Annotated in this window: 19 protein-coding genes and 1 pseudogene; 2 read left to right on the top strand and 18 right to left on the bottom strand. The window is 73.1% G+C overall.

All coding sequences use genetic code 11. From position 1 onward, the window contains the following. Positions 1-458 precede the first annotated feature (458 nt). From ACIF6L_RS18675 to ACIF6L_RS18620, 12 genes and pseudogenes are all read right to left on the bottom strand, one after another. On the bottom strand, positions 459-3,509 hold the full coding sequence (locus tag ACIF6L_RS18675) for an AAA family ATPase (RefSeq protein ID WP_396488534.1): 3,051 nt from the start codon (positions 3,507-3,509) through the stop codon (positions 459-461). Positions 3,510-3,628: 119 nt separating this feature from the next. Next, a complete protein-coding gene (locus ACIF6L_RS18670) occupies positions 3,629-3,787 on the bottom strand; it encodes a hypothetical protein (protein WP_329489711.1) in 159 nt (52 codons plus the stop codon). Positions 3,788-4,045: 258 nt separating this feature from the next. Next, positions 4,046-5,557: an Asp-tRNA(Asn)/Glu-tRNA(Gln) amidotransferase subunit GatB gene (gene gatB / locus ACIF6L_RS18665; protein WP_329489710.1), complete on the bottom strand. Its 1,512-nt coding sequence runs from the start codon at positions 5,555-5,557 to the stop codon at positions 4,046-4,048. Between the two features lie 80 nt (positions 5,558-5,637). Beyond that, positions 5,638-5,877: a hypothetical protein gene (locus tag ACIF6L_RS18660; protein ID WP_329489709.1), complete on the bottom strand. Its 240-nt coding sequence runs from the start codon at positions 5,875-5,877 to the stop codon at positions 5,638-5,640. After that, positions 5,874-7,367: an Asp-tRNA(Asn)/Glu-tRNA(Gln) amidotransferase subunit GatA gene (gatA, locus tag ACIF6L_RS18655; protein ID WP_329489708.1), complete on the bottom strand. Its 1,494-nt coding sequence runs from the start codon at positions 7,365-7,367 to the stop codon at positions 5,874-5,876. Before gatA ends, ACIF6L_RS18660 begins: the two co-directional genes overlap by 4 nt. 3 nt (positions 7,368-7,370) lie before the next feature. Continuing rightward, positions 7,371-7,667, bottom strand: a complete 297-nt coding sequence (gene gatC / locus ACIF6L_RS18650) for an Asp-tRNA(Asn)/Glu-tRNA(Gln) amidotransferase subunit GatC (protein WP_280719380.1) — start codon at positions 7,665-7,667, stop codon at positions 7,371-7,373. 364 nt (positions 7,668-8,031) lie between these two features. Beyond that, a pseudogene (locus ACIF6L_RS18645) lies at positions 8,032-9,585 on the bottom strand (putative bifunctional diguanylate cyclase/phosphodiesterase); the annotation flags it as partial. Positions 9,586-9,957: 372 nt separating this feature from the next. Then, positions 9,958-12,243 carry an NAD-dependent DNA ligase LigA gene (gene ligA, locus ACIF6L_RS18640; protein WP_396488564.1) on the bottom strand — a complete coding sequence of 762 codons (2,286 nt, stop codon included), beginning with the start codon at positions 12,241-12,243 and terminating at the stop codon, positions 9,958-9,960. A 22-nt stretch (positions 12,244-12,265) separates the two neighbouring features. Beyond that, positions 12,266-13,294: a methionine synthase gene (locus ACIF6L_RS18635; RefSeq protein ID WP_396488531.1), complete on the bottom strand. Its 1,029-nt coding sequence runs from the start codon at positions 13,292-13,294 to the stop codon at positions 12,266-12,268. Positions 13,295-13,425: 131 nt separating this feature from the next. Then, positions 13,426-14,115 carry an SDR family oxidoreductase gene (locus tag ACIF6L_RS18630; RefSeq protein WP_396488529.1) on the bottom strand — a complete coding sequence of 230 codons (690 nt, stop codon included), beginning with the start codon at positions 14,113-14,115 and terminating at the stop codon, positions 13,426-13,428. A 13-nt stretch (positions 14,116-14,128) separates the two neighbouring features. Continuing rightward, the gene (locus ACIF6L_RS18625; RefSeq protein WP_352295281.1) at positions 14,129-14,653 is read right to left on the bottom strand and encodes a TIGR00730 family Rossman fold protein; all 525 of its coding nucleotides are present in this window, start codon (positions 14,651-14,653) and stop codon (positions 14,129-14,131) included. A 39-nt stretch (positions 14,654-14,692) separates the two neighbouring features. Beyond that, the gene (locus tag ACIF6L_RS18620) at positions 14,693-15,250 is read right to left on the bottom strand and encodes a Uma2 family endonuclease (protein ID WP_396488528.1); all 558 of its coding nucleotides are present in this window, start codon (positions 15,248-15,250) and stop codon (positions 14,693-14,695) included. A 230-nt stretch (positions 15,251-15,480) separates the two neighbouring features. Here ACIF6L_RS18620 and ACIF6L_RS18615 point away from each other — a divergent pair, with 230 nt between their 5' ends. Beyond that, a complete protein-coding gene (locus tag ACIF6L_RS18615; RefSeq protein ID WP_396488526.1) occupies positions 15,481-15,708 on the top strand; it encodes a hypothetical protein in 228 nt (75 codons plus the stop codon). A 191-nt stretch (positions 15,709-15,899) separates the two neighbouring features. Here ACIF6L_RS18615 and mnmA read toward each other — a convergent pair whose 3' ends face one another. Continuing rightward, on the bottom strand, positions 15,900-17,036 hold the full coding sequence (gene mnmA, locus ACIF6L_RS18610; protein ID WP_329489701.1) for a tRNA 2-thiouridine(34) synthase MnmA: 1,137 nt from the start codon (positions 17,034-17,036) through the stop codon (positions 15,900-15,902). 44 nt (positions 17,037-17,080) lie between these two features. After that, a complete protein-coding gene (locus ACIF6L_RS18605; protein WP_396488524.1) occupies positions 17,081-18,268 on the bottom strand; it encodes a cysteine desulfurase family protein in 1,188 nt (395 codons plus the stop codon). Between the two features lie 275 nt (positions 18,269-18,543). On the opposite strand from ACIF6L_RS18605, the gene ACIF6L_RS18600 reads away from it, so the two are divergent. Beyond that, positions 18,544-19,302, top strand: coding sequence for an IclR family transcriptional regulator (locus ACIF6L_RS18600; RefSeq protein WP_396488522.1), 759 nt, complete (start codon positions 18,544-18,546; stop codon positions 19,300-19,302). Here ACIF6L_RS18600 and ACIF6L_RS18595 read toward each other — a convergent pair. From ACIF6L_RS18595 to ACIF6L_RS18580, 4 genes are all read right to left on the bottom strand, one after another. Further along, positions 19,238-19,897, bottom strand: coding sequence for a trimeric intracellular cation channel family protein (locus ACIF6L_RS18595; protein WP_329489698.1), 660 nt, complete (start codon positions 19,895-19,897; stop codon positions 19,238-19,240). The genes ACIF6L_RS18600 and ACIF6L_RS18595 overlap by 65 nt on opposite strands. A gap of 171 nt (positions 19,898-20,068) precedes the next feature. After that, the gene (locus ACIF6L_RS18590; protein ID WP_396488520.1) at positions 20,069-21,127 is read right to left on the bottom strand and encodes an ABC transporter ATP-binding protein; all 1,059 of its coding nucleotides are present in this window, start codon (positions 21,125-21,127) and stop codon (positions 20,069-20,071) included. 34 nt (positions 21,128-21,161) lie between these two features. Then, on the bottom strand, positions 21,162-22,229 hold the full coding sequence (locus tag ACIF6L_RS18585; RefSeq protein ID WP_352295271.1) for an ABC transporter ATP-binding protein: 1,068 nt from the start codon (positions 22,227-22,229) through the stop codon (positions 21,162-21,164). After that, the gene (locus ACIF6L_RS18580) at positions 22,226-23,236 is read right to left on the bottom strand and encodes an ABC transporter permease (protein ID WP_329489696.1); all 1,011 of its coding nucleotides are present in this window, start codon (positions 23,234-23,236) and stop codon (positions 22,226-22,228) included. Before ACIF6L_RS18580 ends, ACIF6L_RS18585 begins: the two co-directional genes overlap by 4 nt. Positions 23,237-23,309 lie beyond the last annotated feature (73 nt).

The following is a 23,309-nucleotide window of genomic DNA, read 5'->3' as shown; positions in this document are numbered from 1 at the left end:
CCGCGCCGGACGGCTGCGGACAGGTCGGCGTCCGGTACGCCCGACCGTCCGGCTCCGGGCAGCACCGCATCGGTGGAGCTCACTCGGCCTCTCCCCCTCCGGCCCGGAGCCTGGCGCCCCGGCCACGGGCCACCGGCCGCGCACCTGATGGCCGTACGCGGTGACCAGGCGCCCCGTCAGGGCGATGGCCCAGGGGGTGGGCGGCCTGCCGGCCGACGCACCGCACCGATGTTCCCACTCGGGACCCTACACCACTTCGGTCACTCAATGACACGCACACTCAACTTAGAGTAATGGTGAAGGGGTGGTGAAATGCACCCGATTCCGCCGGATCAGGCCGGTTGGCGGGGGCGTGCGGGCGGGGGCTCACGCGGCGCGCACGGGAGCACGCGGCGGGGTCCGGCGACCACCGGCCGGTCCGGGCAGGTCCGGCCGGTGGTCGCCGGCGAGCGTGCGGGTCAGCGGCCGGCCAGCGCCGACTCGTCCGGGAAGAGCCGCAGGCGGTGCGCCAGTGCGGCGGCCTCGCCCCGGCCGGCCACCGCGAGCTTGCCGAGGATGTTGGAGACGTGCACGCTCGCGGTCTTCGGCGAGATGTACAGCTCCTCCGCGATCTGCCGGTTGGTACGGCCCCGGGCGAGCAACCGGAGCACGTCCCGCTCACGGGGGGTGAGCCCGAAGGAGTCGCCGACCGCGGGCACCGCGGCGGCCCTCGCCGCACGGGCGGTCAGCGCCAGACCGGCCCGCTCGGCCAGGCCGTTGATCTCGGCCAGCAGCGCGCTGTCCGACCGGGCCCGGGCCAGCGTCCGGGCCTCGCGGAGCAGGGCCGCCCCGCCCTCCCGGTCGCCGGCCAGCACCCCGGCCTCGCCGGCCCGCAGCAGGGCCGCCGCCAGCGGGCCGGGCAGCCCGGCCGGCCGCAGCGCCTCGACGGCGACGGCCCACTGCACCGGGGTGTCCAGGCCCTCGGCCCGGGCCAGTTCGGCCTCCAGCAGGCGCGCCCAGCCGTGGTGCAGCGGCGCCTTGGGAGTCAGCCCGGCGGCCACCTCGGCGATCCTGGCCAGCACCGCGGGCCGGCCCGGATCGGCCTCCGGCAGGCCCCGGCCGTCGGCCTCGGCCGCGGCCCCGTCGATCAGCAGCGGGTAGAGCGCGGCCTCGTTCCCGGCCGGAACGGGGCCCCCGATCACCGCGAGCAGTTCGGCCCGCGCCTCCAGCGGCCGCCCGCCGCGGGCGGCGATCAGCACCGCGAGCCGGGAGATCGGCACCGAGTGCTGGACCTGGCAGACCCGGTCCGAGGCCCGGGCCTGGGCCAGCATGCCGGCCGCCGCCGGGAGGTCCCCGCGCAGCAGGGCCAGCTCGCCCCGCAGCCGGTCGAGGAACTCGGCGTGGCTGCCCGGGTACTGGGTCCGCTCGGCGCCGGCCAGCAGCTCGGCCGCCTCCCCGGTCCGGCCCAGGTCGAGCAGCGCCTCGGCGAGGTTGCCGAGCAGCAGGGTGCCGATGTTGCGCAGCAGGCCGGTGCCGTCCGCCGTCTCCAGCCCCTCGCGGGCGAGCGCCACCGCCTCCTCCGCGCGGCCGAGCGACTGCAGCAGGCTGGCCAGGTTGTTGAGGCCGCGGAGCATCAGGTCGGGGACGCCGAGCCCACGGGTGGCGGCGAGCGCCTCGGTCAGCTCGGTGACGGCGGCCTCGGGGTCGTTGCCCAGGTCGTGGCGGAGCGTGCCGAGCGTCATCCGGGCGTGCTGCTCGACGGCGTGCGCGCCGACCTGGCGGGCGATCGCCGCGGCCCGCTCGGCGAGTTCGACGCTCTCGCCGGTCGGGTTGTTGAGCATGGCGATGCCGGCGCTCAGCGCGAACACCTCGGCCTGCACCGCGGACGGCGGCAGGTGCTCGACCAGCCGCCGGGCGTAGGCCGCCTCGTCCTGGTCCTTGGAGCGGTTGAGGTGGCCGAACATCCGGGCCCGGTTCATCCGGAACCAGGCGGCCCGGGCCGGGTCGCGGTTCTCGTCGACCAGCTTCAGCGCCCGCCGGGAGAGGCTCAGCCCGCGCTCGCGGTCCCCGCTGCGCCGGGCCGCGACCACCGCCTCGGCGAGGACGTCGACCAGTTGCAGCCGCTCGCAGTCGCCGTCGTGGGTGTCCACGTCGCAGGAGCAGGGCGGGTAGGTCTCGGCCCAGTCGTAGGGGCGCAGGGTGTGCGCCAGGACGTCCTCGGAGACCTCGTCCCACAGCTCCAGGGCGCGCTCCAGCATCCGCAGCTGCTCGGCGAAGGCGTTGCGCCGGCGGGCCGCCCGGGCGGCGTCCAGGGCGCTCGGCAGGGCCCGGACCGGATCGTGCGCGTGGTACCAGTAGTTGGCCAACCGGGCCGGCCGGACGTCGCAGCCGACCAGGTGCGGCTGCTGCTCCAGGGCGGTGGCGAAGCGGCGGTTGATCCGGTGCCGCTCGCCGGGCAGCAGGTCGTCCGAGACCGCCTCGCGGACGAGGGCGTGCCGGAACCGGTAGCCGTCCCCGTCGGTGTCCGGGCGCAGGATGTTGGCGCCGACGGCCGCGCGCAGCGACTCGATCAGCTCCTCCTCGTCGTCCAGCACCGCGGCCAGCAGCGCGTGCTCGACGTAGGAGCCGCCCTCGGCGGCGATCCGCAGCACCCGCTGGGTCTCCTCGTCCAGCGCCTCGACCCGGACCAGCAGGATGTCCCGCAGCGAGTCGGTGAGCCCGGCCGAGCAGCCGGACTGGAAGGAGGTGGCGAGCTCCTCGACGAAGAACGGGTTGCCCTCGGAGCGGCGGTGGATCCGGTCGACCAGCTGCCGGTCGGGGTCGGCGGTGCCGAGGATGCCGGCCAGCTGCTCGGCCACCTCGCCCGGGCCGAACCGCTCCAGCTCCATCCGCTGGACGGTGCGCAGCCGCTCCAGCTCGGCGAGGAAGGGCCGCAGCGGGTGGCGGCGGTGCAGGTCGTCGGTGCGGTAGGTGGCCACCAGCAGCACGCGGGCCCGGTGCAGGGTGCGGACCAGGTAGGTGAAGAGCTCCCGGGTCGAACGGTCGGACCAGTGCAGGTCCTCGACCGCGAGCACGAGGGTACGGTCCGTGCCGAGCCGCTCGAACAGCCTCGCGGTGTGCTCGAACAGCCGGGCCCGGCCGTACTCGTCGTTGGGTTCGCCGTCGGCCTCGCCGAAGTCGGGCAGCAGCCGGGCGAGGTGGCCCTCGCTGCCGGCCGCGGCGGCCTCCAGCTCGGCGCCCAGCCCCCGGTGCAGCCGGCGCAGCGCGGTGGCCAGCGGCGCGTACGGCAGCCCCTCGGCGCCGACCTCCAGACAGCCGCCGACGGTGGTGACCACGCCCTCGTCCGCGCAGCACCGGTCGAGGAACTCCTCCAGCAGCCTGGTCTTGCCGACGCCCGCCTCGCCGCCGATCAGGACGGTCTGCGGCTTCCCCTCCCCGGCCCGCCGCAGCGCCTCGCCCAGTTCGGTGATCTCGGTGCCGCGGCCGACGAAGACGGGACTCACCGATATCTGCTGCATGGAGGCGAGCATGCCATAACCGTCCGGGCCGGGCCGATCGGTTATCCCGGCCCTCGGACGCCCGGAAGGGGAGGCGCTGGATCGCACCTCCCCTTCCATCTCCGTCCCGGCCTCGGCCGGGTGTCGACCCGTCAGCACTCGCGCAGACGCGCGGCGCGCCGCTCGGAGCGGACGGCGGGCAGTCGGCGCAGGCCGCGGCGGTCGCCCTTGGCCTCGCGGACCAGGCGCTGGTGGTCGGCCTGGGCGTGGAGTTCCCGCACCTGGTGCTGGATGAGCTCGTACTCGAACACGGTGTTTCCCCTCGTGGTGGTCTCTCTCGTTCTGAGGTAAAGCCTCCTCCCCCAGGGGGGTGCGCCACATCGGCACCTTGCCCGATGTTCCGGGCGGCCTGCGCCTTAGGTCGGGCGGCCGGGAACGGCAAAGGCCCGGATCCACCCCACTTAGGGGGTGGATCCGGGCCCTGAGCGCACTAAGGCACCTTAGAGAGCCTTAGATGCCTTAGAAACCGTGGTTGGATCCGGTCGGCACCGAGCTTCTTCAGGTGGTGCCTACTGCCCTTCCACGCCGAGCTTCGCCAGGATGAGGTCCTTCACCCGGGCCGCGTCGGCCTGCCCGCGGGTGGCCTTCATGACCGCGCCGACGAGCGCGCCCACCGCGGCGACCTTGCCGTCGCGGATCTTGGCGGCGATCGCCTCGTTGCCGGCGATGGCCTCGTCGACGGCCGCGCCGAGCGCGGAGTCGTCCGAGACGACGGCCAGGCCGCGCTTCTCGACGACCTCGTCCGGCTCGCCCTCACCGGCCAGCACGGCCTCGATGACCTGGCGGGCCAGCTTGTCGTTCAGCTTGCCCTCGGCGACCAGCGCGGTCACCCGGGCGACCTGCGCCGGGGTGATCGGCTGCTCGCTCAGCTCGGTGCCGGTCTCGTTGGCCCGCCGGGCCAGCTCGCCCATCCACCACTTGCGGGCCTGGTCGGCCGGGGCGCCCGCGGCGATGGTCTCCAGGATCGGCTCGACCGCGCCGGCGTTCAGCACCGACTGCATGTCCTTGTCGGTCAGGCCCCACTCGGCCTGCAGCCGGGCCCGGCGCACCCGCGGCAGCTCGGGCAGACCGGCGCGCAGCTCCTCCACCCAGGCGCGGGACGGCGCGATCGGCACCAGGTCCGGCTCGGGGAAGTAGCGGTAGTCCTCGGCGTTGTCCTTGATCCGGCCGGCGGTGGTGCTGCCGTCCTCCTCGTGGAAGTGCCGGGTCTCCTGGACGATCGTGCCGCCGTCGCCCAGCACCGTGGCGTGCCGCTGGATCTCGAACCGGGCGGCCCGCTCGACGCTGCGCAGCGAGTTGACGTTCTTGGTCTCGGAGCGGGTGCCGAACTTCTCGGTGCCGTTGGGGCGCAGCGACAGGTTGACGTCGCAGCGCATCTGGCCCTTGTCCATCCGGGCCTCGGAGACGCCCAGCGCCTTGATCAGCTCACGCAGCTCGGCGACGTACGCCTTGGCGACCTCGGGGGCCCGCTCGCCGGCGCCCTCGATCGGCTTGGTGACGATCTCGATCAGCGGGATGCCGGCCCGGTTGTAGTCGAGCAGCGAGTGCGTGGCGCCGTGGATCCGGCCGGTCGCGCCGCCGACGTGGCTGGACTTGCCGGTGTCCTCCTCCATGTGGGCGCGCTCGATCTCCACCCGGAAGGTCGAGCCGTCCTCCAGCTGCACGTCGAGGTAGCCGTTGAAGGCGATCGGCTCGTCGTACTGCGAGGTCTGGAAGTTCTTCGGCATGTCCGGGTAGAAGTAGTTCTTCCGGGCGAACCGGCACCACTCGGCGATCTCGCAGTTCAGCGCCAGGCCGATCTTGATCGCCGACTCGACGCCGATGGCGTTGACCACCGGCAGCGAGCCGGGCAGGCCCAGACAGGTCGGGCAGACCTGGCTGTTCGGCTCGGCACCCAGTTCGGTCGAGCACCCGCAGAACATCTTGGTCTTGGTACCCAGCTCGACGTGGACCTCAAGGCCCATCACCGGGTCGTACGACGCGAGAGCGTCCTCGTAGGAGACCAGGTTCATGACGCTCACAGCGTCCCCTTCGCTAAAAGTCTGTGGAGGTACGGGCCCGGCCGCGCACGGTCGGGTGCGCGGCCGGGCCGAGGGCGTTCTCAGCCCAGCAGCACGTCGTCGTCGCCGAGCCGGCGCAACTCGCGCACCAGCAGGGCGGTGCCGGTGACCAGCGCCGCCGCACCGACCAGGGCGTTGATCAGCTTGAGCGTGTCGCTCTCGCCGCGCGCCTTCCGGATGTCCTTGACGATCGAGACCGCGCCGAACGTGCTGGTGCCGATGGACAGCCACAGGCCGGGCTTGGAGTGCTTGAAGCCCTTCGCCTTTTCGAGCTTGCTCACAGTGCCGGTGCCTCCTCCAGCAGGGTGTGCCCCCACTTGTCGTTGAGTGCGGCCTCGACGGCGCCGCCCACGCGGTACAGGCGGTCGTCCGCCATCGCGGGTGCGATGATCTGCAGGCCGACCGGGAGATTGTCCTCCGGCGCCAGCCCGCAGGGCAGCGACATGGCCGCGTTGCCCGCGAGGTTCGACGGAATCGTGCAGAGGTCGGCCAGGTACATCGCCATCGGGTCGTCGGCGCGCTCGCCGATCGGGAAGGCGGTGGTCGGCGTGGTCGGCGAGACCAGCACGTCCACGCCGGCGAAGGCGGTGTCGAAGTCGCGCGAGATGAGCGTGCGCACCTTCTGGGCCGAGCCGTAGTAGGCGTCGTAGTAGCCCGAGGAGAGGGCGTAGGTGCCGAGGATGATCCGGCGCTTCACCTCGGGGCCGAAGCCGGCCTCGCGGGTGAGGGCGGTGACGTCCTCGGCCGAGCGGGTGCCGTCGTCGCCGACCCGCAGGCCGTAGCGCATCGCGTCGAAGCGGGCCAGGTTGGACGAGGCCTCGCTGGGCGCGATCAGGTAGTACGCGGGCAGCGCCAGGGTGAACGACGGGCAGGAGACCTCGACGACCTCCGCGCCCAGCTCGCGCAGCAGCTCGACGGACTCGTTGAACCGCTGCATGACGCCGGCCTGGTAACCCTCGCCGGCGAACTCCTTGACCACGCCGATCCGCATGCCGCGCACGTCGCGCAGCTTGGCGGCCTCGACCACGGCCGGGACGGGCGCGTCGATCGAGGTGGAGTCCAGCGGGTCGTGGCCGGCGATCGCCTCGTGCAGCAGCGCCGCGTCGAGCACGGTGCGGGCGCACGGACCGCCCTGGTCCAGCGAGGAGGAGAACGCGACCAGGCCGTAGCGGGAGACCGACCCGTAGGTGGGCTTCACGCCGACGGTGCCGGTGACGGCGCCGGGCTGGCGGATCGAGCCGCCGGTGTCGGTGCCGATCGCCAGCGGGGCCTCGAAGGCGGCCAGCGCGGCGGCCGAGCCACCGCCGGAGCCGCCGGGGATCCGGCTGAGGTCCCACGGGTTGCCGGTGGGGCCGTAGGCGGAGTTCTCGGTGGAGGAGCCCATCGCGAACTCGTCCATGTTGGTCTTGCCGAGGATCACCACGCCCGCGTCCTTGAGCCGCGAGGTCAGGGTGGCGTCGTACGGCGGGATCCAGCCTTCGAGGATCTTGGACCCGCAGGTGGTCGGCACGCCCTTGGTGGTGAAGACGTCCTTCAGCGCGAGCGGGACGCCGGCCAGCGGGCCCAGCTCCTCGCCCTTGGCGCGCTTCTCGTCGACGGCCCTGGCGGCGTCCAGCGCGCCCTCGGTGTCGACGTGCAGGAAGGCGTTGACCTTCTTGTCGACGGCGCCGATGCGGTCCAGGTGCGCCTGGGCGACCTCGACGGCGGAGACCTCGCCCTTGGCGATGGCGCTCGCGGTCTCGGCCGCGGTGTAACGGATCAGGTCGGTCATCGGTCAGTCCTCCCCGAGGATCTGCGGCACACGGAAACGCTGCTCCTCGGCGGCGGGGGCGCCGGACAGCGCCTGCTCCGGGGTGAGCGACGGTCGCACCACGTCCGCCCGCATGACGTTGGTCAGCGGGAGGGGGTGGGAGGTCGGCGGGACGTCCTGTCCGGCGACCTCGGAAACGCGCGCGACCGCGCCGATGATCACGTCGAGCTGCTCGGCGAAGTGGTCCAGCTCTTCGGCCTGCAACTCAAGACGCGACAGCCGAGCGAGGTGGGCGACCTCCTCGCGCGTGATGCCAGGCATGCGGCGATCCTCAGGGGTGTGAGTTCTGGTGAGGCCCGGCGCCGCGCTCAGGCGGTGCCGGGCCCGGGCAGGAGCAGCCGGCTCGGCGCTCCCGTCCTCTTGGTCTGTGGACCCCATCCTATGGGGCCCGGCCCGGCCACCGGCCAACGAGTAACCCCGCGGGGCGGTCACCCTGCCGCGGCCCCGCTCCGGGACCGGGCCGGCGACCGCCGCGGACGCCCTACTGCGGGCTCGTCGGGACCCACCTCGGCGTGCCCTGCGCCTGGACCTCCAACTGGGCCGCCGACACCGCCTGGACCACCGGCGGCAGCACCGGCGGGATGACCGGCGGCAGCACCGGCTGGATCCCCGGCTTGACCACCGGCTGGATCACCCGCGGCAGTTGACCCGCCGGGCCGAACCGCTCGACCGGCGGGGCGCCGGTGCGGTGCACCCGGAGCCAGGCGGTGGCCTGCTCGGCCGGCAGCGCCGCCGAGACCAGCCAGCCCTGGACGGCGTCCACGCCCATCCGGTGCAGCCGCTCCCAGGTCTCGTCGTCCTCCACGCCCTCGGCCACCACGGTCAGGCCCAGCGAGTGGGCCAGCTCCACCGAGCAGCGGACCACGGCCGCGTCGTGGTCGTCGGCGACCATCCGGGAGACGAAGGAGCGGTCGATCTTCAACTCGCCGACCGGCAGGCTGCGCAGCCGCACCAGCGAGGAGTGGCCCGTCCCGAAGTCGTCCAGGGACATCCCGACGCCGTAGCCGCGCAGCTCGGCCAGGGTGTCGGCGGCCCGCCGGGAGTCGTCCAGCAGCAGCCGCTCGGTGATCTCCAGCTGGAGCGCGTGGGCCGGCACCTGGTGGCGGACGAGGTGCCCGGCGACCCGCTGGGCGAAGCCCGGGTTCAGCACGTCGCGCGGCGAGACGTTCACCGCGACCTGTACCTGGAGGCCCTGCTCGCGCCAGGAGGCGAGCTGGCCGACGGCCGCCTCCAGGACGTAGTCGGTCAGCCGGGGCATCAGGCCGCTGGACTCCGCGAGCCCGACGAACTCGTCCGGCGAGACCTTGCCCTGGCCGGGCCGGTCCCAGCGCAGCAGCGCCTCCAGCCCGACCACCCGGCCGTCGAAGGCCACCTTGGGCTGGTAGTGCAGCTGCACCTCGCCGGTCTCCAGCGCCCGCCGCAGATCGCCGAGCAGCCCGATCCGGTACGGCGTGTCGGCGTCCTGGGCCTCGTCGTACTGCTCGACGGAGGTGCAGCCGCGCTGGGCGTGGCCCATCGCCACGTCGGCGCGGCGCAGCAGCGACTCGGCGTCCTGGGCGTGCTGCGGGTAGACGCAGACGCCGGCGCTGGCCTCCAGGACGAGCAGCAGCCCGTCCAGCCGGATCGGTGCGGCCAGCTCGGCGATCAGCGCCTTGGCGACCCGCTCCAGGGTGTTGGGGCAGCCGACGCCGGGCAGCAGCACGGCGAACTCGTCGCCGCCCATCCGGGCCACCATCGGGCGGCCGCGCCGGTAGTCCCGGGGCATCCCGGCGAAGACGTCGTCGATCGTCTCCCGTCCCGCTCCGCCGGACGCGCCGGAGCGCAGGGCGCGGTGCAGCCGGCGGGCGATGTGCACCAGCAGCCGGTCGCCGGCGGTGTGGCCGAGCGTGTCGTTGAGCGACCTGAACCGGTCGAGGTCGAGCAGGATCAGCCCGACGCTGTAGCCCTGCTCGTGCTCGGCGATGGCCTCCTGGGCGGCCAGTAAGAGGGCCTGGCGGTTGGGCAGGTCCGTCAGCGGGTCGGTGAGCTGGTCACGGGCGCGGTCCCGGGCGATCCGCCAGGCCGCGACCAGCACGGCCAGCGGCACCGCGAACAGCGGCAGCAGCTCGGGCTCGTAGCGGTAGACCAGGACGGCCAGCGGGATGAGCGGTGCGGCGCCGGCCAGCAGGACTCCGAGCAGCAGGACCGCACCCGCCACTCCCTGCGGCGGGCGTGTGGGCGCACCGCCGGTCGTACGATCCATAAGCCCTGTCCTCCGTCGGGCCCGCCCCGTCAGGCCGCCTTACGGTGAGGCACCGTACCGGTGCCGGCAGCTGCCGGGCATGAGCGACCCCGCGGAGACCGGCTCAGCCGGTGCCCCCACCCCTGCTGACACTCTGTTGCGCTCCAGGGTATTCCGGGGTCCACCCGGCGGGCAGACTTTCGGACAACCGGGAGCGCGCCACCGCGTTCCGGTGCCGCACAGTGACACAATGCCCGCTTTCACCGCGCGGCACCCGGTGACGGCGCATCAGGACGATAACAAGACGGACTCGGTGGCTCCGAGTTCGGGTCACCCCTCGGCGGGGGGCTCCTCGGCGGCCCCGGCGACGGCCTCCGGTTCGGGCAGGCCCAGGTGCCTGCGAGCCGCGTCCGGCCCCTGCTCCAGCAGCACCGTGAAGCCCTCGTCGTCCAGGACCGGCAGCCCGAGCTGAACGGCCTTGTCGAACTTGGAACCGGGATTGTCACCGGCGACCACGAAATCGGTCTTCTTCGACACCGATCCGGTCACCTTCGCTCCGCGCGAGGTCAGCGCCTCCTTGGCGCCGTCCCGGGTGTGCCCGGCCAACGTGCCGGTGACCACCACCGTCAGCCCCTCCAGCGGACGCTCGCCCTGCTCCTCGCCGGCCTCCTCGGTGAAGCGGACCCCGGCCGCGCGCCACTTCTCCAGGATCTCCCGGTGCCACTCCTCCTGGTACCACTCGGCGATCGAGCGCGCCGTACCGGGACCGACCCCCTCGGTGGCGGCCAGCTCCTCCTGGCTGGCCGCGAAGATCCGGTCGAGGTCACGGAACTCCCTGGCCAGCGCCTGCGCGGCGACCGGGCCGACGTGCCGGATCGACAGGCCGTTGAGGAAGCGCCAGAGGGGGCGCTCCCTGGCCAGGTCGATGTTGTCGAGCATCAGGCCGGTGTTCTTCTTGGCCGCGCCCGTGGTGGTCGCGAAGAAGAAGACCTCCTTCTCCTCGCCGGTCTCGTCGTCGAGCTTCGGCAGGCCGGTCTTCGGGTCGCGGACCAGCACCCTGATCGGCAGCAGCTGCTCGGCGGTGAGGCGGAAGATGTCGCCCTCGTCCCGGACCGGCGCCTCGGCCGGCTCCAGCGGCTGGGTCAGCGCCGTCGCCGCGACGTAGCCCAGCCCCTCGATGTCCAGCGCGGACCGGCCGCCCAGGAAGGCGATCCGCTCGCGGATCTGGGCCGGGCAGAACTGCGCGTTGGGGCACCGCAGGTCGATGTCGCCCTCCGCCATCGGGCGCAGCTCGGCGCCGCACTCGTGGCAGTGCGAGGGCATCACGAACTCCTGCTCGGTGCCGTCCCGCAGGTCGTACACCGGGCCGAGGATCTCGGGGATGACGTCACCGGCCTTGCGGAGCACCACGGTGTCGCCCAGCATGACGTCCTTGGCCTTGACGATCTGCTGGTTGTGCAGCGTCGCGTACTGCACCATCGAGCCGGCCACCTTCACCGGCTCCGCCAGCACCGCGTACGGGGTGGCCCGGCCGGTGCGGCCGATGCCGACCTTGATCGCGGCGAGCTTGCCGGTGACCTCCTCCGGCGGGTACTTCCAGGCGATCGCCCAGCGCGGGGACTTCGAGGTCGCGCCGAGCCGGCCCTGGAGGGCGATCTCGTCCACCTTGACCACGACGCCGTCGATCTCGTGCTCGACCGAGTGCCGCTGCGCGCCGAAGTGCTCGATGAAGGCGCGGACCTCGGCCAGCGTGCCGACCACCTTGTTGTGCCGGGCCGTGGGCAGGCCCCAGTCGTGCAGCAGCCGGTAGGCGTGCGACTGGTTGTCGATGTCGAAGCCGACCCGGGCGCCGATGCCGTGCACCACCATGTGCAGCGGGCGGGACGCGGTGATGTGCGGGTCCTTCTGGCGCAGCGAACCGGCGGCCGCGTTGCGCGGGTTCATGAACAGCCGGATCATCGCCCGGGGCCGCTTGCCCTCCTTGGCGCGCTCCTCGTTCTCCTGCCGGCGGCGCTCGTTCTCCTCGGCGAAGGAGGCGTTGAGCGCCTCGAAGGCGTCGGTGGGGAAGTAGACCTCGCCGCGGATCTCCACCAGCGCGGGGACGTCGTCGCCCTTGAGCCGGTGCGGGATCTCCTTGATGGTGCGGACGTTGGCGGTGATGTCCTCGCCGACCCGGCCGTCGCCGCGGGTCGCGGCCTGCACCAACTGGCCGTTCTCGTAGGTGAGGTTGACGGCCAGGCCGTCCACCTTGAGCTCGCAGAGGTAGTGGTACTCGATGCCGGCCAGCTCGGTGGCGACCCGCTCGGCCCAGGCGGCCAGCTCGTCGTCGTCCATCGCGTTGTCCAGGCTGAGCAGCCGCTCGCGGTGCTCGACGGCCGCGAACTGCTCGGTGACGGCGCCGCCGACCTTCTGGGTCGGCGAGTCGGGGGTGCGCAGGGCCGGGTGCCCGGCCTCCAGCGCCTCCAGCTCGCGCATCAGCGCGTCGAACTCGGCATCGGTGACGACCGGCGCGTCCTGCTCGTAGTAGCGGGCGCGGTGGTCCTCGATCTCGGCCGCCAGCTCGGCGTGCCGCCCGCGGACCTCCGCCGGGATCTCCTCCCAGCCCTCGACAGCCACCACCGCAAGCCCTCCTACGTTCTCATTCCGGGTTGTCCACCAGGCTCTGGGCCGCCCTCACACTGAGTGACAGCGCCTTGCGCGCGTGGGCCGGAGAGGCCCCGGCCAGCCCGCAGGTGGGGGTCACCAGCACACGGCGGCCCAGCAGCTCCGGGGCGAACCCGAGCCTGCGCCACAACGTCCTGACACCCTGGACACTACCGGCCGGGTCGGACAGTGCCGTTGATTGAGCGGGAGCTCCGTCGGTGGGCGGCACCACGCCGGCGAGGATCACGGTGCCCGCCTCGATCGCCTCGCCGAGCTGCTCGTCCTCACGTTCCGTCAACAGCGAGAAGTCCAGGGAGACGCCGGCCACACCGGCCCGGCGCAGCAGCGGGATCGGGACGTCCGGGGCGCAGCAGTGCACCACCACCGGTACGTCGACGCCGCGGATCACCTCGCGCAGCGCCTCCTCGGCGACCTGGCGGTCCACCGAGCGCAGCCGCTGGAAGCCGCTGGCGGTCCTCACCCCGCCGGTCAGCACCGCGGGCAGCGAGGGCTCGTCGAGCTGGAGCACCACCGCCGCGCCGGGGATCCGGCGGCGGACCTCGTCGAGGTGGCGGCGCAGCCCCTCGGTGAGCGAGCCGGCGATGTCCCGGCGGGCACCGGGGTCGGCGAGCGCCTTCTCGCCGTGCTTCAGCTCGATCGAGGCGGCCAGCGTCCACGGGCCGACGGCCTGCACCTTGAGCGCGCCCTGGTAGCCCTGGGTGAACTCCTCCAGGGCGTCCAGGTCCTCGCCCAGCCAGGCACGGGCCCGCCGGGTGTCGCGGCCAGGGCGGTCGGTGAAGCGCCAGCCGCTGGGTTCGGTCTGCGCGAACAGCTCGACCAGCAGGCCGGCGCTGCGCCCGATCATGTCGGCGCCCGGCCCGCGGGCGGGCAGCTCGGGCAGGAACGGCAGTTGCTCCAGCGCCCCGGTGGCCGTCTTGGCGGCCTCCCGCGCGTCGGTGCCGGGCAGCGATCCGACGCCGGTGGCGGCGCCGCGCAGGTCGGGGAAAGAGTGTCCGTTGCTCACCCGCCCGAGCCTAGTGCGCCCGGCGTGGGAAGTCGGACCGGCCGACCTCCCACGCCAGGGCTCGGGCCGGCGAACCCACGTCCCCGGGGCTCACTTCCCGGCCTCACTTCCCGGGGCTCACTTCCCGGGGCTCACTTCCCGGGGCGGACGGTGATCTCGGTGATCTCCGCGTCGCGGGAGGCGTCGAGCGCGGCCAGGACCGCCGTCGCAACCGACTCGGGCGCGATGAAGCGGTCGGCGTCGTACTCCCGGCCCTCCTGCTGGTGCACCTTGACCTGCATCGCGGTCGCGGTGCGGCCCGGGTAGACCGAGGTGACCCGGACGCCGGCGGCGTGCTCCTCGTGGCGCAGCGAGTCCGCGAGCGCCTTCAGGCCGTGCTTGCTCGCCGCGTACGCCGACCAGTCGGCGTGCGCGGTGAGCCCCGCGCCGGAGTTCACGAACACCACGTGGCCCTTGACCAGCCGCAGCGAGGGCAGCATCAGTCGGGTCAGCTCGGCGGGCGCGACCAGGTTCACGTTCAGGGTGTCCTGCCAGGCCTTGACCGGCAGTTCACCGACCTGGCCCAGCTCGACGACGCCCGCCACGTGCAGCAGCGAGTCGAGTTCCGCCGGCAGCGCCTGGTGGCCGAAGGCCCAGGAGAGCTTGGCCGGCGTACCGAGGTCGCCGACCAGGGTCTGCGCCCCGGGGAAGCGCTCGCGCAGCTGCGCGGCCCGGCGGGCGTCGCGGGCCAGCAGCCAGAGGTCGTCCCCGCGTTCGGCGAGGCGCTCGGCGAGGACGGCGCCGATGCCGGAGCCCGCGCCCGTGATCAGATGTGCAGCCATGGTCCCGATCCTCTCAGGCCTTGAGCTGCTCGAAGACCTGGGCGGGGGTGTCGGCGAAGGTGATCAGCTCGCCGAGCGGCCGCGGCAGGAAGCCCTCCGTGTCCATCCGCTCCAGCTGGGTGCGCAGGCCCGCGTAGAAGCCCTCGGTGTCCAGGACGATCACCGGCTTGTCGTGCAGCGCGTGCTTCTTGAGCTCCAGCACCTCGGTCACCTCGTCCAGCGTGCCGAGGCCGCCGACCAGCACGACGACGGCGTCCGCGCGCATCAGCAGCTGCGCCTTGCGCTCGGCGAGGTCCAGGGTCATCACCAGCTCGTCGGCGCCCTCGTAGCCCTTGTGCCGGAGCAGTTCGACCAGCACCCCGACCAGCTTGCCGCCGGCCGCCTTCACCCCGTCGGCCAGCAGCCCCATCAACCCGGCGTTGGAGCCGCCCCACACCAGGGTGTGCCCGCCCTCCCCGAGCAGACGGGCGAATTCGGCGGCAGGTGCGGAGTACCGCTCGTCGAGCGAGTACGCGGAGCAGAAGACAGTGATGTTCATAATGCTGACTGGTCTATCACGCCCCGCCGACGCGCACGGTCAGTCCTTGTACGGGACGAGCTCGGACAGGCCCAGCGTGAAGCCGAAGGGCTCCGGGATGCCGATCTCGTCACCGAACTTCCGGTCACTGCGCGTGTGGTACCGGTCGTGGTCCGGCTCGGAGAACAGCGTCACCGTCTGCTGCCGCGGGTCCACGATCAGGTACAGCGGGATGCGCATCACGGCGTAGTCGTGCAGCTTGTCCATCCAGTCGTTGCCCGGGTTGGAGGGCGAGACGATCTCCACGGCGATCAGGGCCTCCCCGGCGGGGGCCTTGTTGCCCGGCTGGGAGAGAACCTCCTCGGGCAGGTAGGTCAGGTCCGGCTCGCGCCCCTTGGAGACGTCCGGGCTGACGATCTCGCTCCGCTCACTGGGGAGGTAGCCGTCGGGGGCGTGCCGCTCGAACTGCCTGCGCACCTGCGCGACGTTGAGCTGGTGGATGTTCGAGGGTGACGCCTGCATGATCAGCGTGTCCCCGGACCATTCGATCCGAACGCCCTCGGGAGCGATCCGCTCCAGCTCCTCGACGAAGTCGCGGTGCTGCTCGTAGAAGGTCATGCCGTCCTCTCCGCAAGGCGCCACGGGCATCGCCGGCCGCTCCCCGGAGCCCGGGTCGTCGAATCACCGGCGGGCCGCACCACCCGTGCGGCTCCGTCCACTATGACGCACCCGGGGACCCGCGGCCGACGCTCCCACGGGAACGGGAAGGCGCCGGGCTGGTCGTATCCGGTTCGGTCGGCTCCAGCACTCCGCCCGGGGGCTCCCAGGTGCCGTTGTCCGCGCGACGAATGTTGACCAACGCGGCGAAGAGCGGTTGCCGACTGGACATGACGGTCACCGTCCGGCGAATCACCGCCGCAACCGTACGAATCTCGGTGCGCGACGGCTCGCGGTCCCTGCCGGTGCTGATCCGGGCATCCGCCGACGACGAGAGCCACCACCGACTCACCGGTGGCCGGTGGGGCGTCACGATCGAACCGTTCGACAAGGTCGTCCACGCCGACGTCTCGCAGTGAGCCCACCTCCCGAGGCGTGGCCCCGCGACGGCCTCCGAGCCACCGCGCCGGAGTCACTACGTCGCTGGACCGCCTACGCCGTGTCCGCGAGCGCCCTGGTGCACCTCGTCACAGCCGCGCTCGTACCGGTCTTCCGTGTGTGCCGCTGACACAGCGGCACACACGGCACGCTCCGGCCGGGAGGACCCGTGTCAGGCCGTGACCGGGCGGCGGTGGGTGGTGGCGATGGTGGCGGATCCGACGACGCGGGTGGTGTCGTAGAGGACGACGGCCTGGCCGGGGGCGATGCCGCGGGCGGGGGTGTCCAGGGTGACGTGGAGTTCGCCGTCGACCATGGCGGCCGTGACCGGGACCTCCTCGCCGTGGGCGCGGAGCTGGGCGGTGTAGCGGCCGTCGGCCGCGGCCTCGGCCCCGCACCAGCGCGGGCGGATCGCGGTCAGGGCCGTCACGTCCAGGCCCTCGACGGGGCCGACGGTGACGGTGTTGTTCACCGGGGAGATGTCGAGCACGTAGCGGGGCTTGCCGTCGGCGGCCGGGCGGCCGATCCGCAGGCCCTTGCGCTGGCCGATGGTGAAGCCGTAGGCGCCGTCGTGCTCGCCGAGCTTGGTGCCGTCCGCGTCGACGATGTCGCCGGGGGCCCGGCCGAGGTGCTTGGCCAGGAAGCCCTGGGTGTCGCCGTCCGCGATGAAGCAGATGTCGTGGCTGTCCGGCTTCTTCGCGACGGCCAGGCCGCGGCGCTCGGCCTCCTCGCGGATGACGTCCTTGGTGGTGTCGCCCAGCGGGAAGAGCGAGTGGGCGAGCTGGTCGGCGTCGAGCACGCCCAGCACGTAGGACTGGTCCTTGGCGGCGTCGACGGCGCGGTGCAGCTCGCGGCGGCCGTCCGGGAGGTCGACGATCCGGGCGTAGTGGCCGGTGCAGACGGCGTCGAAGCCGAGCGCGATCGCCTTGTCCAGCAGCGCGGCGAACTTGATCTTCTCGTTGCAGCGCAGGCAGGGGTTGGGGGTGCGGCCGGCCGCGTACTCGGCGACGAAGTCGTCGATGACGTCCTCGCGGAACCGCTCGGCGAGGTCCCAGACGTAGAACGGGATGCCGATCACGTCGGCCGCCCGTCGGGCGTCGCGGGAGTCCTCGATGGTGCAGCAGCCGCGGGCGCCGGTGCGGAAGGACTGCGGGTTGGCGGAGAGCGCCAGGTGCACGCCGGTCACCTCGTGCCCCGCTTCGGCCGCGCGGGCGGCGGCGACGGCGGAGTCCACCCCGCCGGACATCGCCGCGAGCACACGCAGGCGGCCAGTGGACGGGGCGGTCGGGGCACCGGGGAAGTCAGTCATGATGCCCACAAGAGTACGTGGTCGCGGCGGAGGCCCGGCCGGGTTTACCGGGCGCGCGCGGCCGCCGCCAGCCCCGCGTTGCGGGCCCGCTGGACGACCGGGGCGATGGCTCCGGCGAGCGCGGTGACGTCCTCCCGGGTGGAGGTGTGGCCGAGCGAGAACCGCAGTGAGGCGCGGGCCAGCAGCGGGTCCACGCCCATCGCCAGCAGGACGTGGCTGGGCTGCGGCACCCCTGCCGAGCAGGCCGAGCCGGTCGAGCACTCGATGCCCTGGGCGTCGAGCAGCATCAGCAGCGCGTCGCCCTCGCAGCCGGGGAAGGAGAAGTGCGCGTTGGCGGGCAGCCGCCCCTGCGTCGTCGGGTCGCCGTTGAGGACCGCGTCCGGGACGCCGGCCAGGACCGAGGCGACCAGTTCGTCGCGCAGCGCGCCGAGCACCGCCGCGTGCTCGTCCCGCCGCTCGACGGCGAGCGCGGCGGCGGCCGCGAAGCCCGCGGTGGCCGGCGCGTCCAGCGTGCCGGAGCGGACGTCCCGCTCCTGGCCGCCGCCGTGCAGCAGCGGGACGGGCGTGGCCCCGCGCGACAGCAGCAGGGCGCCGACGCCGTACGGACCGCCGACCTTGTGGCCGGTGACGGTGAGTGCGGTCAGCCCGGACTCCGCGAAGGAGACCGGCACCTGACCGAGCGCCTGGACCGCGTCGGCGTGCATCGGAACGCCGAACTCGGCCGCCACCGCGGCGAGTTCGGTGACCGGTTGGATGGTGCCGACCTCGTTGTTGGCCCACATCACGGTGACCAGCGCGACGGAGGCCGGGTCCCGCTCGATCGCCTCGCGCAACGCCGCCGGGTGGACCCGGCCGTAGCCGTCCACCGGGAGGTAGTCGACCCGGGCGCCCTCGTGCTCGGAGAGCCAGTGCACCGCGTCGAGCACCGCGTGGTGCTCGACCGGGCTGCACAGCACCCGGGTCCGGGCCGGGTCGGCCCCCCGCCGGGCCCAGTACAGGCCCTTGACGGCCAGGTTGTCGGACTCGGTGCCACCGCCGGTGAGGACGATCTCGCTGGGGCGGGCGCCGAGCGACTCCGCCAGCGACTCGCGGGACTCCTCGACCACGCGGCGGGCCCGGCGGCCGGACGCGTGCAGGGAGGAGGCGTTGCCGACGACCCCCAGGTGCGCGGTCATCGCGGCGATCGCCTCGGGCAGCATCGGCGTGGTCGCCGCATGGTCCAGGTATGGCATAACCATCCGATTGTAGAGGGCCACCGCGCGACGCTCGGGCCACCCGGCGGATCCGGCCGCCGCGCAGCGCGCGCAAACGCCCCGATCCGGCCAACCGTCCGCCACCCGGCCGCCATCCGGCCGCCGCTCCCCCGCCACCCGCGGCGCCGGGCACCGGCCCGGCCCCCGGCGGCCAAGCCGGGACGGCCGGGGGCTCGTTGGTCTCCCGCCGGGCCGAACGGTTAGCCTGTCGGGCACCGCAAATCGGCCGGACCGGATCAGGACTGGGGGGCGCCATGTCGCAGTCGGTCGACCGCGCCCTCACCCTCCTCGGGTCCCTCGGCGACGGGCCGGTCACCCTCGACCAGGCCGCCACCAGCATCGGGGTGCACAAGTCCACGGCCCTGCGGCTGCTGCGCACGCTGGAGGAGCACGGCTTCGTCCACCGCCAGTCCGACCGGCGCTACCGGCTCGGCGGCCGCGTCCTCTCGCTCGCCCACCGGGCGCTGGAGGAGATCGACGTCCGCCAGATCGCCGCGCCCTACCTGGCCGCCCTCCACCGGCGCTGCGGACTGACCGTCCAGCTGGCCGTGCTCCAGGACGGCGAGGTCCTCTACCTGGACGAGCTGGCCGGCCGCTGGACGGGGAGCGACACCGCCCGGCCGACCCGGATCGGGCGGCGCGCCCCGGCGGCCGGCACCGCGATCGGCCGGGTCCTGCTGGCCGGTCTGCCCGACGACGGGGCCGGCGAGGACGAGCTGCCTCCCGAGCTGGCCGCCGTCCGCCGCCAGGGCTGGGCGGCCGAGTCGGCCGAGCACCGGGAGGCGGTGGCCTGCGTGGCGGCCCCGGTGGCCGGCAGCGCCGGGCGGCCGGTCGCCGCCTGCGCGGTCAGCGCCCCGACCGACCGGGTCCCGCCGGCCGAACTGGTCCGGCTGCTGCCCGAGCTGCTCTGCACCGCCGAGGCGATCTCGCTGGCGTACGGGGGCTCGCCTACTCCTCGCTGGTGCGAGAACCGTTGCGGTGCCAGGCCCGCGGTGCGCGCCAGCCGTACTTGAGGGCGAGCATCCGCAGACCGAAGGCGGTCAGCGCGGCCGCCGTCCCGGTGAGCGCGGTGAGCCGGTCGAGGCCGATCAGGATCACCACGAGGGCCGAGCCGACCAGGGCCGGGACGGCGTAGATCTCGCGGTCCCAGCGCAGCAGCGAGGGGATCTCCCCGGCGAGCATGTCGCGCATCACGCCGCCGCCGGCCGCCGTCACCATGCCGAGCGCCATCGCGGCCACCGCGCCGAGGCCGTAGTCGTGCGCCTTGGCCGTACCGGTGACGCAGAACAGCCCGAGGCCGAGCGCGTCCAGGGTCTGCACCGCGCGGTTGATCCGCTCGACCTCCGGGTGCAGGAAGAAGACCACCAGGCCGGCCGCCAGCGGCGTGCTGAAGTAGCCGAGGTTGGAGAAGGCCGCCACCGGGGTGGCCCCGATGACGAGGTCGCGCATGACCCCGCCACCCAGCGCGGTCACCTCCGCCAGCACACAGATCCCGAAGATGTCCATGTTCTTGCGCACGGCCAGCAGCCCTCCGGAGAGGGCGAAGACGAAGATGCCGACCAGGTCCAGGCTCTGCTGCACGTCGGAGGGGAAGATCTGCGATGTCACCGGACAACTATGGACCCCCCGGGCACCGCGCTCGGCCGACCGTCACGGCCGCGCCATCGGCCGTCACAGCACGTGACGGCCGATGGCGTGCAGAGGGGCGCAGAGGGGCGCGGACCGTCACGCGGTGGCGAGCACCTTCTCGCCGCCGGCCGGACTGTTCTCCGGACCCCGCTAGTCGTTCCCCTCGCTCCGCTCGGGGAAGTGACACGCCACCTGGTGCCCGGTCTTCAGCGCCGCCAGCGGCGGCTCCTGGACCGCGCAGACCTCCTGCGCCTTCCAGCAGCGGGTGCGGAACCGGCAGCCGGACGGCGGGTTGATCGGCGAGGGCACGTCGCCCTTGAGCAGGATCCGCTCGCGGCGCTGTCGGCGGCGCGGGTCCGGCACCGGCACCGCGGACATCAGCGCGGTGGTGTACGGGTGCATCGGGGACGCGTAGAGCGAGTCCCGGTCGGCGATCTCGACGATCTTGCCGAGGTACATCACCGCGACCCGGTCGGAGACGTGCCGGACCACCGAGAGGTCGTGCGCGATGATCAGGTAGGTCAGGCCCAGCTCGCGCTGGAGGTCGTCCAGCAGGTTGACCACCTGCGCCTGGATGGAGACGTCGAGGGCGGAGACGGGCTCGTCCGCGATGACCATCTTGGGCCGCAGGGCGAGCGCCCGGGCGATGCCGATGCGCTGGCGCTGGCCGCCGGAGAACTCGTGCGGGTAGCGGTTGTAGTGCTCGGGGCTGAGCCCGCACAGCTCCAGCAGCTCCTGGACGGCCTTCTTGACGCCGCCCTCGGTCTGCACCTTCTGCAGCCGGAACGGCGCGCCGACGATGGTGCCGACGGTGTGCCGGGGGTTCAGCGAGGAGTACGGGTCCTGGAAGATCATCTGGATGTCGCGCCGGAGCGGCCGCATCGCGCCCGTGCCCAGGTGGGTGATGTCGGTGCCCTCGAACTCGATCTTCCCGCCGGTGGGCTCGTCGAGACGGGTGACCAGCCGGCCCATCGTCGACTTGCCGCAGCCGGACTCGCCGACGACACCCAGGGTCTCCCCCGCGTTGACGGTGAAGTCGATGCCGTCGACGGCCCGGACCGCCCCGGCATCGCGGCGCAGCAGGCCGCCCTTGATCGGGAAGTGCCGGGTCAGGCCGGTCACCCGGAGCAGCGGCTCGCGGTCGGGGGCGGGCGCGGGCGCGGGCACCTTCTTCATGGGCTCGGGGGCCGCCGCCTGAGTGTCCGTCATCGGTTCTCTCCAGAATGGTGGTACGAAACCGGGCTCACAGCCGGGGCGCGATCTCTTCGGTGAAGATGCGGCGCCGGTCGGCGGCGGCGAGGTGGCAGGCCGCGTGGTGCCCGGGCGCTGCCTCGGTCAGGACGGGGACCTCGTCGGCCGAGCGCCCGCCGGTCAGCCCGGCGTACGGGCAGCGCGGGTGGAAGGCGCAGCCGGACGGCACGTTGATCAGGCTGGGCGGGGTGCCCTTCACCGGGACGAGCCGCTCCTGGAGCTCACGGTCGAGACGCGGCATCGAGCCCAGCAGGCCCCAGGTGTAGGGGTGCTGGGGCGCGTCGAAGAGGGTCTCGGCGGGGCCGCGCTCGACGCACTTGCCGCCGTACATGACCAGGATGTCGTCGGCGAGTTCGGCGACCACCCCGAGGTCGTGGGTGATGACGATGACGGCCGAGCCGAACTCCTCCTGGAGGTCCCGGATGAGGTCCAGGATCTGCGCCTGGACGGTGACGTCCAGCGCGGTGGTGGGCTCGTCGGCGATCAGCAGCGACGGGTCGTTGACCAGGGCCATCGCGATCATGGCGCGCTGGCGCATGCCGCCGGAGAACTGGTGCGGGTAGTCGTCCACCCGGCGGTCGGGCTGCGGGATGCCGACCCGGTCGAGCATCTCGACCGCGCGGGCCCGGGCCTGCTTCTTGGTCGCCTGCGGGTGGTGCACCCGGTAGGCCTCGATGATCTGCGCCCCGACGGTGTAGTAGGGGTGCATCGCGGTCAGCGGGTCCTGGAAGATCATCGCCATCTCGCGGCCGCGCAGCTGGCGGACCCGCTCGGGGCCGGCCGCGACCAGCTCCTCGCCGTCCAGGTGGATCTCGCCGCTGATCCGGGCCCGCTTGGAGCGGTGCAGGCCCATGATGCCGAGCGAGGTGACCGACTTGCCGGAGCCGGACTCGCCGACGATCCCGAGGGTCTTCCCCTTGTGCAGGTCGAAGCTGACCCCGTCCACCGAGCGGACCAGGCCGTCGTCGGTGTCGAAGTGGATCCGCAGGTCCCGGACCGAGAGGAACGGGTCCCCGGTCGCGGCGGCCACCGGCGCCGGGGTCTTCTGGAGCTCGGTCACGACAGCCTCACCCGGGGGTCGACAGCGGCGTACAGGAGGTCAACCACGAGGTTGCAGAGGACGATGAAGAAGGCGGCGAGCAGCGTGACGCCGAGGATCTTCGGCAGGTCGTTGTCGGAGATCGCCGAGACGGCGAAGGCGCCGACGCCCTGGAGCGAGAAGACCTGTTCGGTGATCAGCGCACCGCCGAGCAGCAGACCGAGGTCCATGCCGAAGATGGTGACGACCGGGGTGAGCGCGGAGCGCAGCCCGTGCTTCACGACCACCTTGCGCTCGGCCAGGCCCTTGGCCCGGGCGGTGCGGATGTAGTCCTCGCTCATCGTCTCCAGCATGCCGGCGCGGGTGAGCCGGGCGTAGAGCGCGGAGTAGAGGAAGGCCAGCGAGATCCACGGGAGGATCAGGTTGCGGGCCCACATCAGCGGGTCGTCGGTGAAGTTGACGTACTGGAGGTTGTCGAGGATCGGCCACTCGTAGCTGAAGAGCGTGAGCAGCAGCGCACCGGTGAAGAAGACCGGCAGCGAGACACCGGCCAGCGCGACGCCCATGGAGAGCCGGTCGAAGATCGACTTCGGCTTGAGCGCGGAGATGACCCCGGTGGTGACGCCGGAGACCAGCCAGAGCACGGCGGCGCCGATGGCCAGCGACAGCGTGATCGGGATGCGCTTGGTCAGCTCGGGCCAGACCTCCAGGTGGTTCTTGAAGGAGTAGCCGAAGCAGGGCACGTGGCAGGTGGCGGCGTCCGGGCCGAACTTGTACTCGGCCCCGGTGACGAGCGCCTTCAGGAAGCGCCCGTACTGGACGTAGATCGGCTGGTCGAAGCCGAGGTTCTTCTTGACCGCCGCGACCGCCTCGGGGGACGGGTTCTTCCCGATGTACTGCGTGGCCAGCTGGTCGGTCGTCTCGCCGGCCAGGCGCGGCAGCAGGAAGAAGATCGCGAAGGTGACCGCGCTGACCACCAGCAGCAGCACCACGGCCGCGAGCGTCCTGCGGAGGATGTAGGCAAACACAGTTGGTCGGCTCCGGCGGCCCGCCGCCGTCCGGGATCTTCCGGACGGCGGCGGGCGCCGCTGCCTTCACCTG

This window comes from Kitasatospora sp. NPDC086009 (assembly GCF_044540385.1).
Classification (GTDB): Bacteria; Actinomycetota; Actinomycetes; order Streptomycetales; family Streptomycetaceae; genus Kitasatospora.
This window is presented reverse-complemented; position numbering and strand designations above follow the sequence as displayed.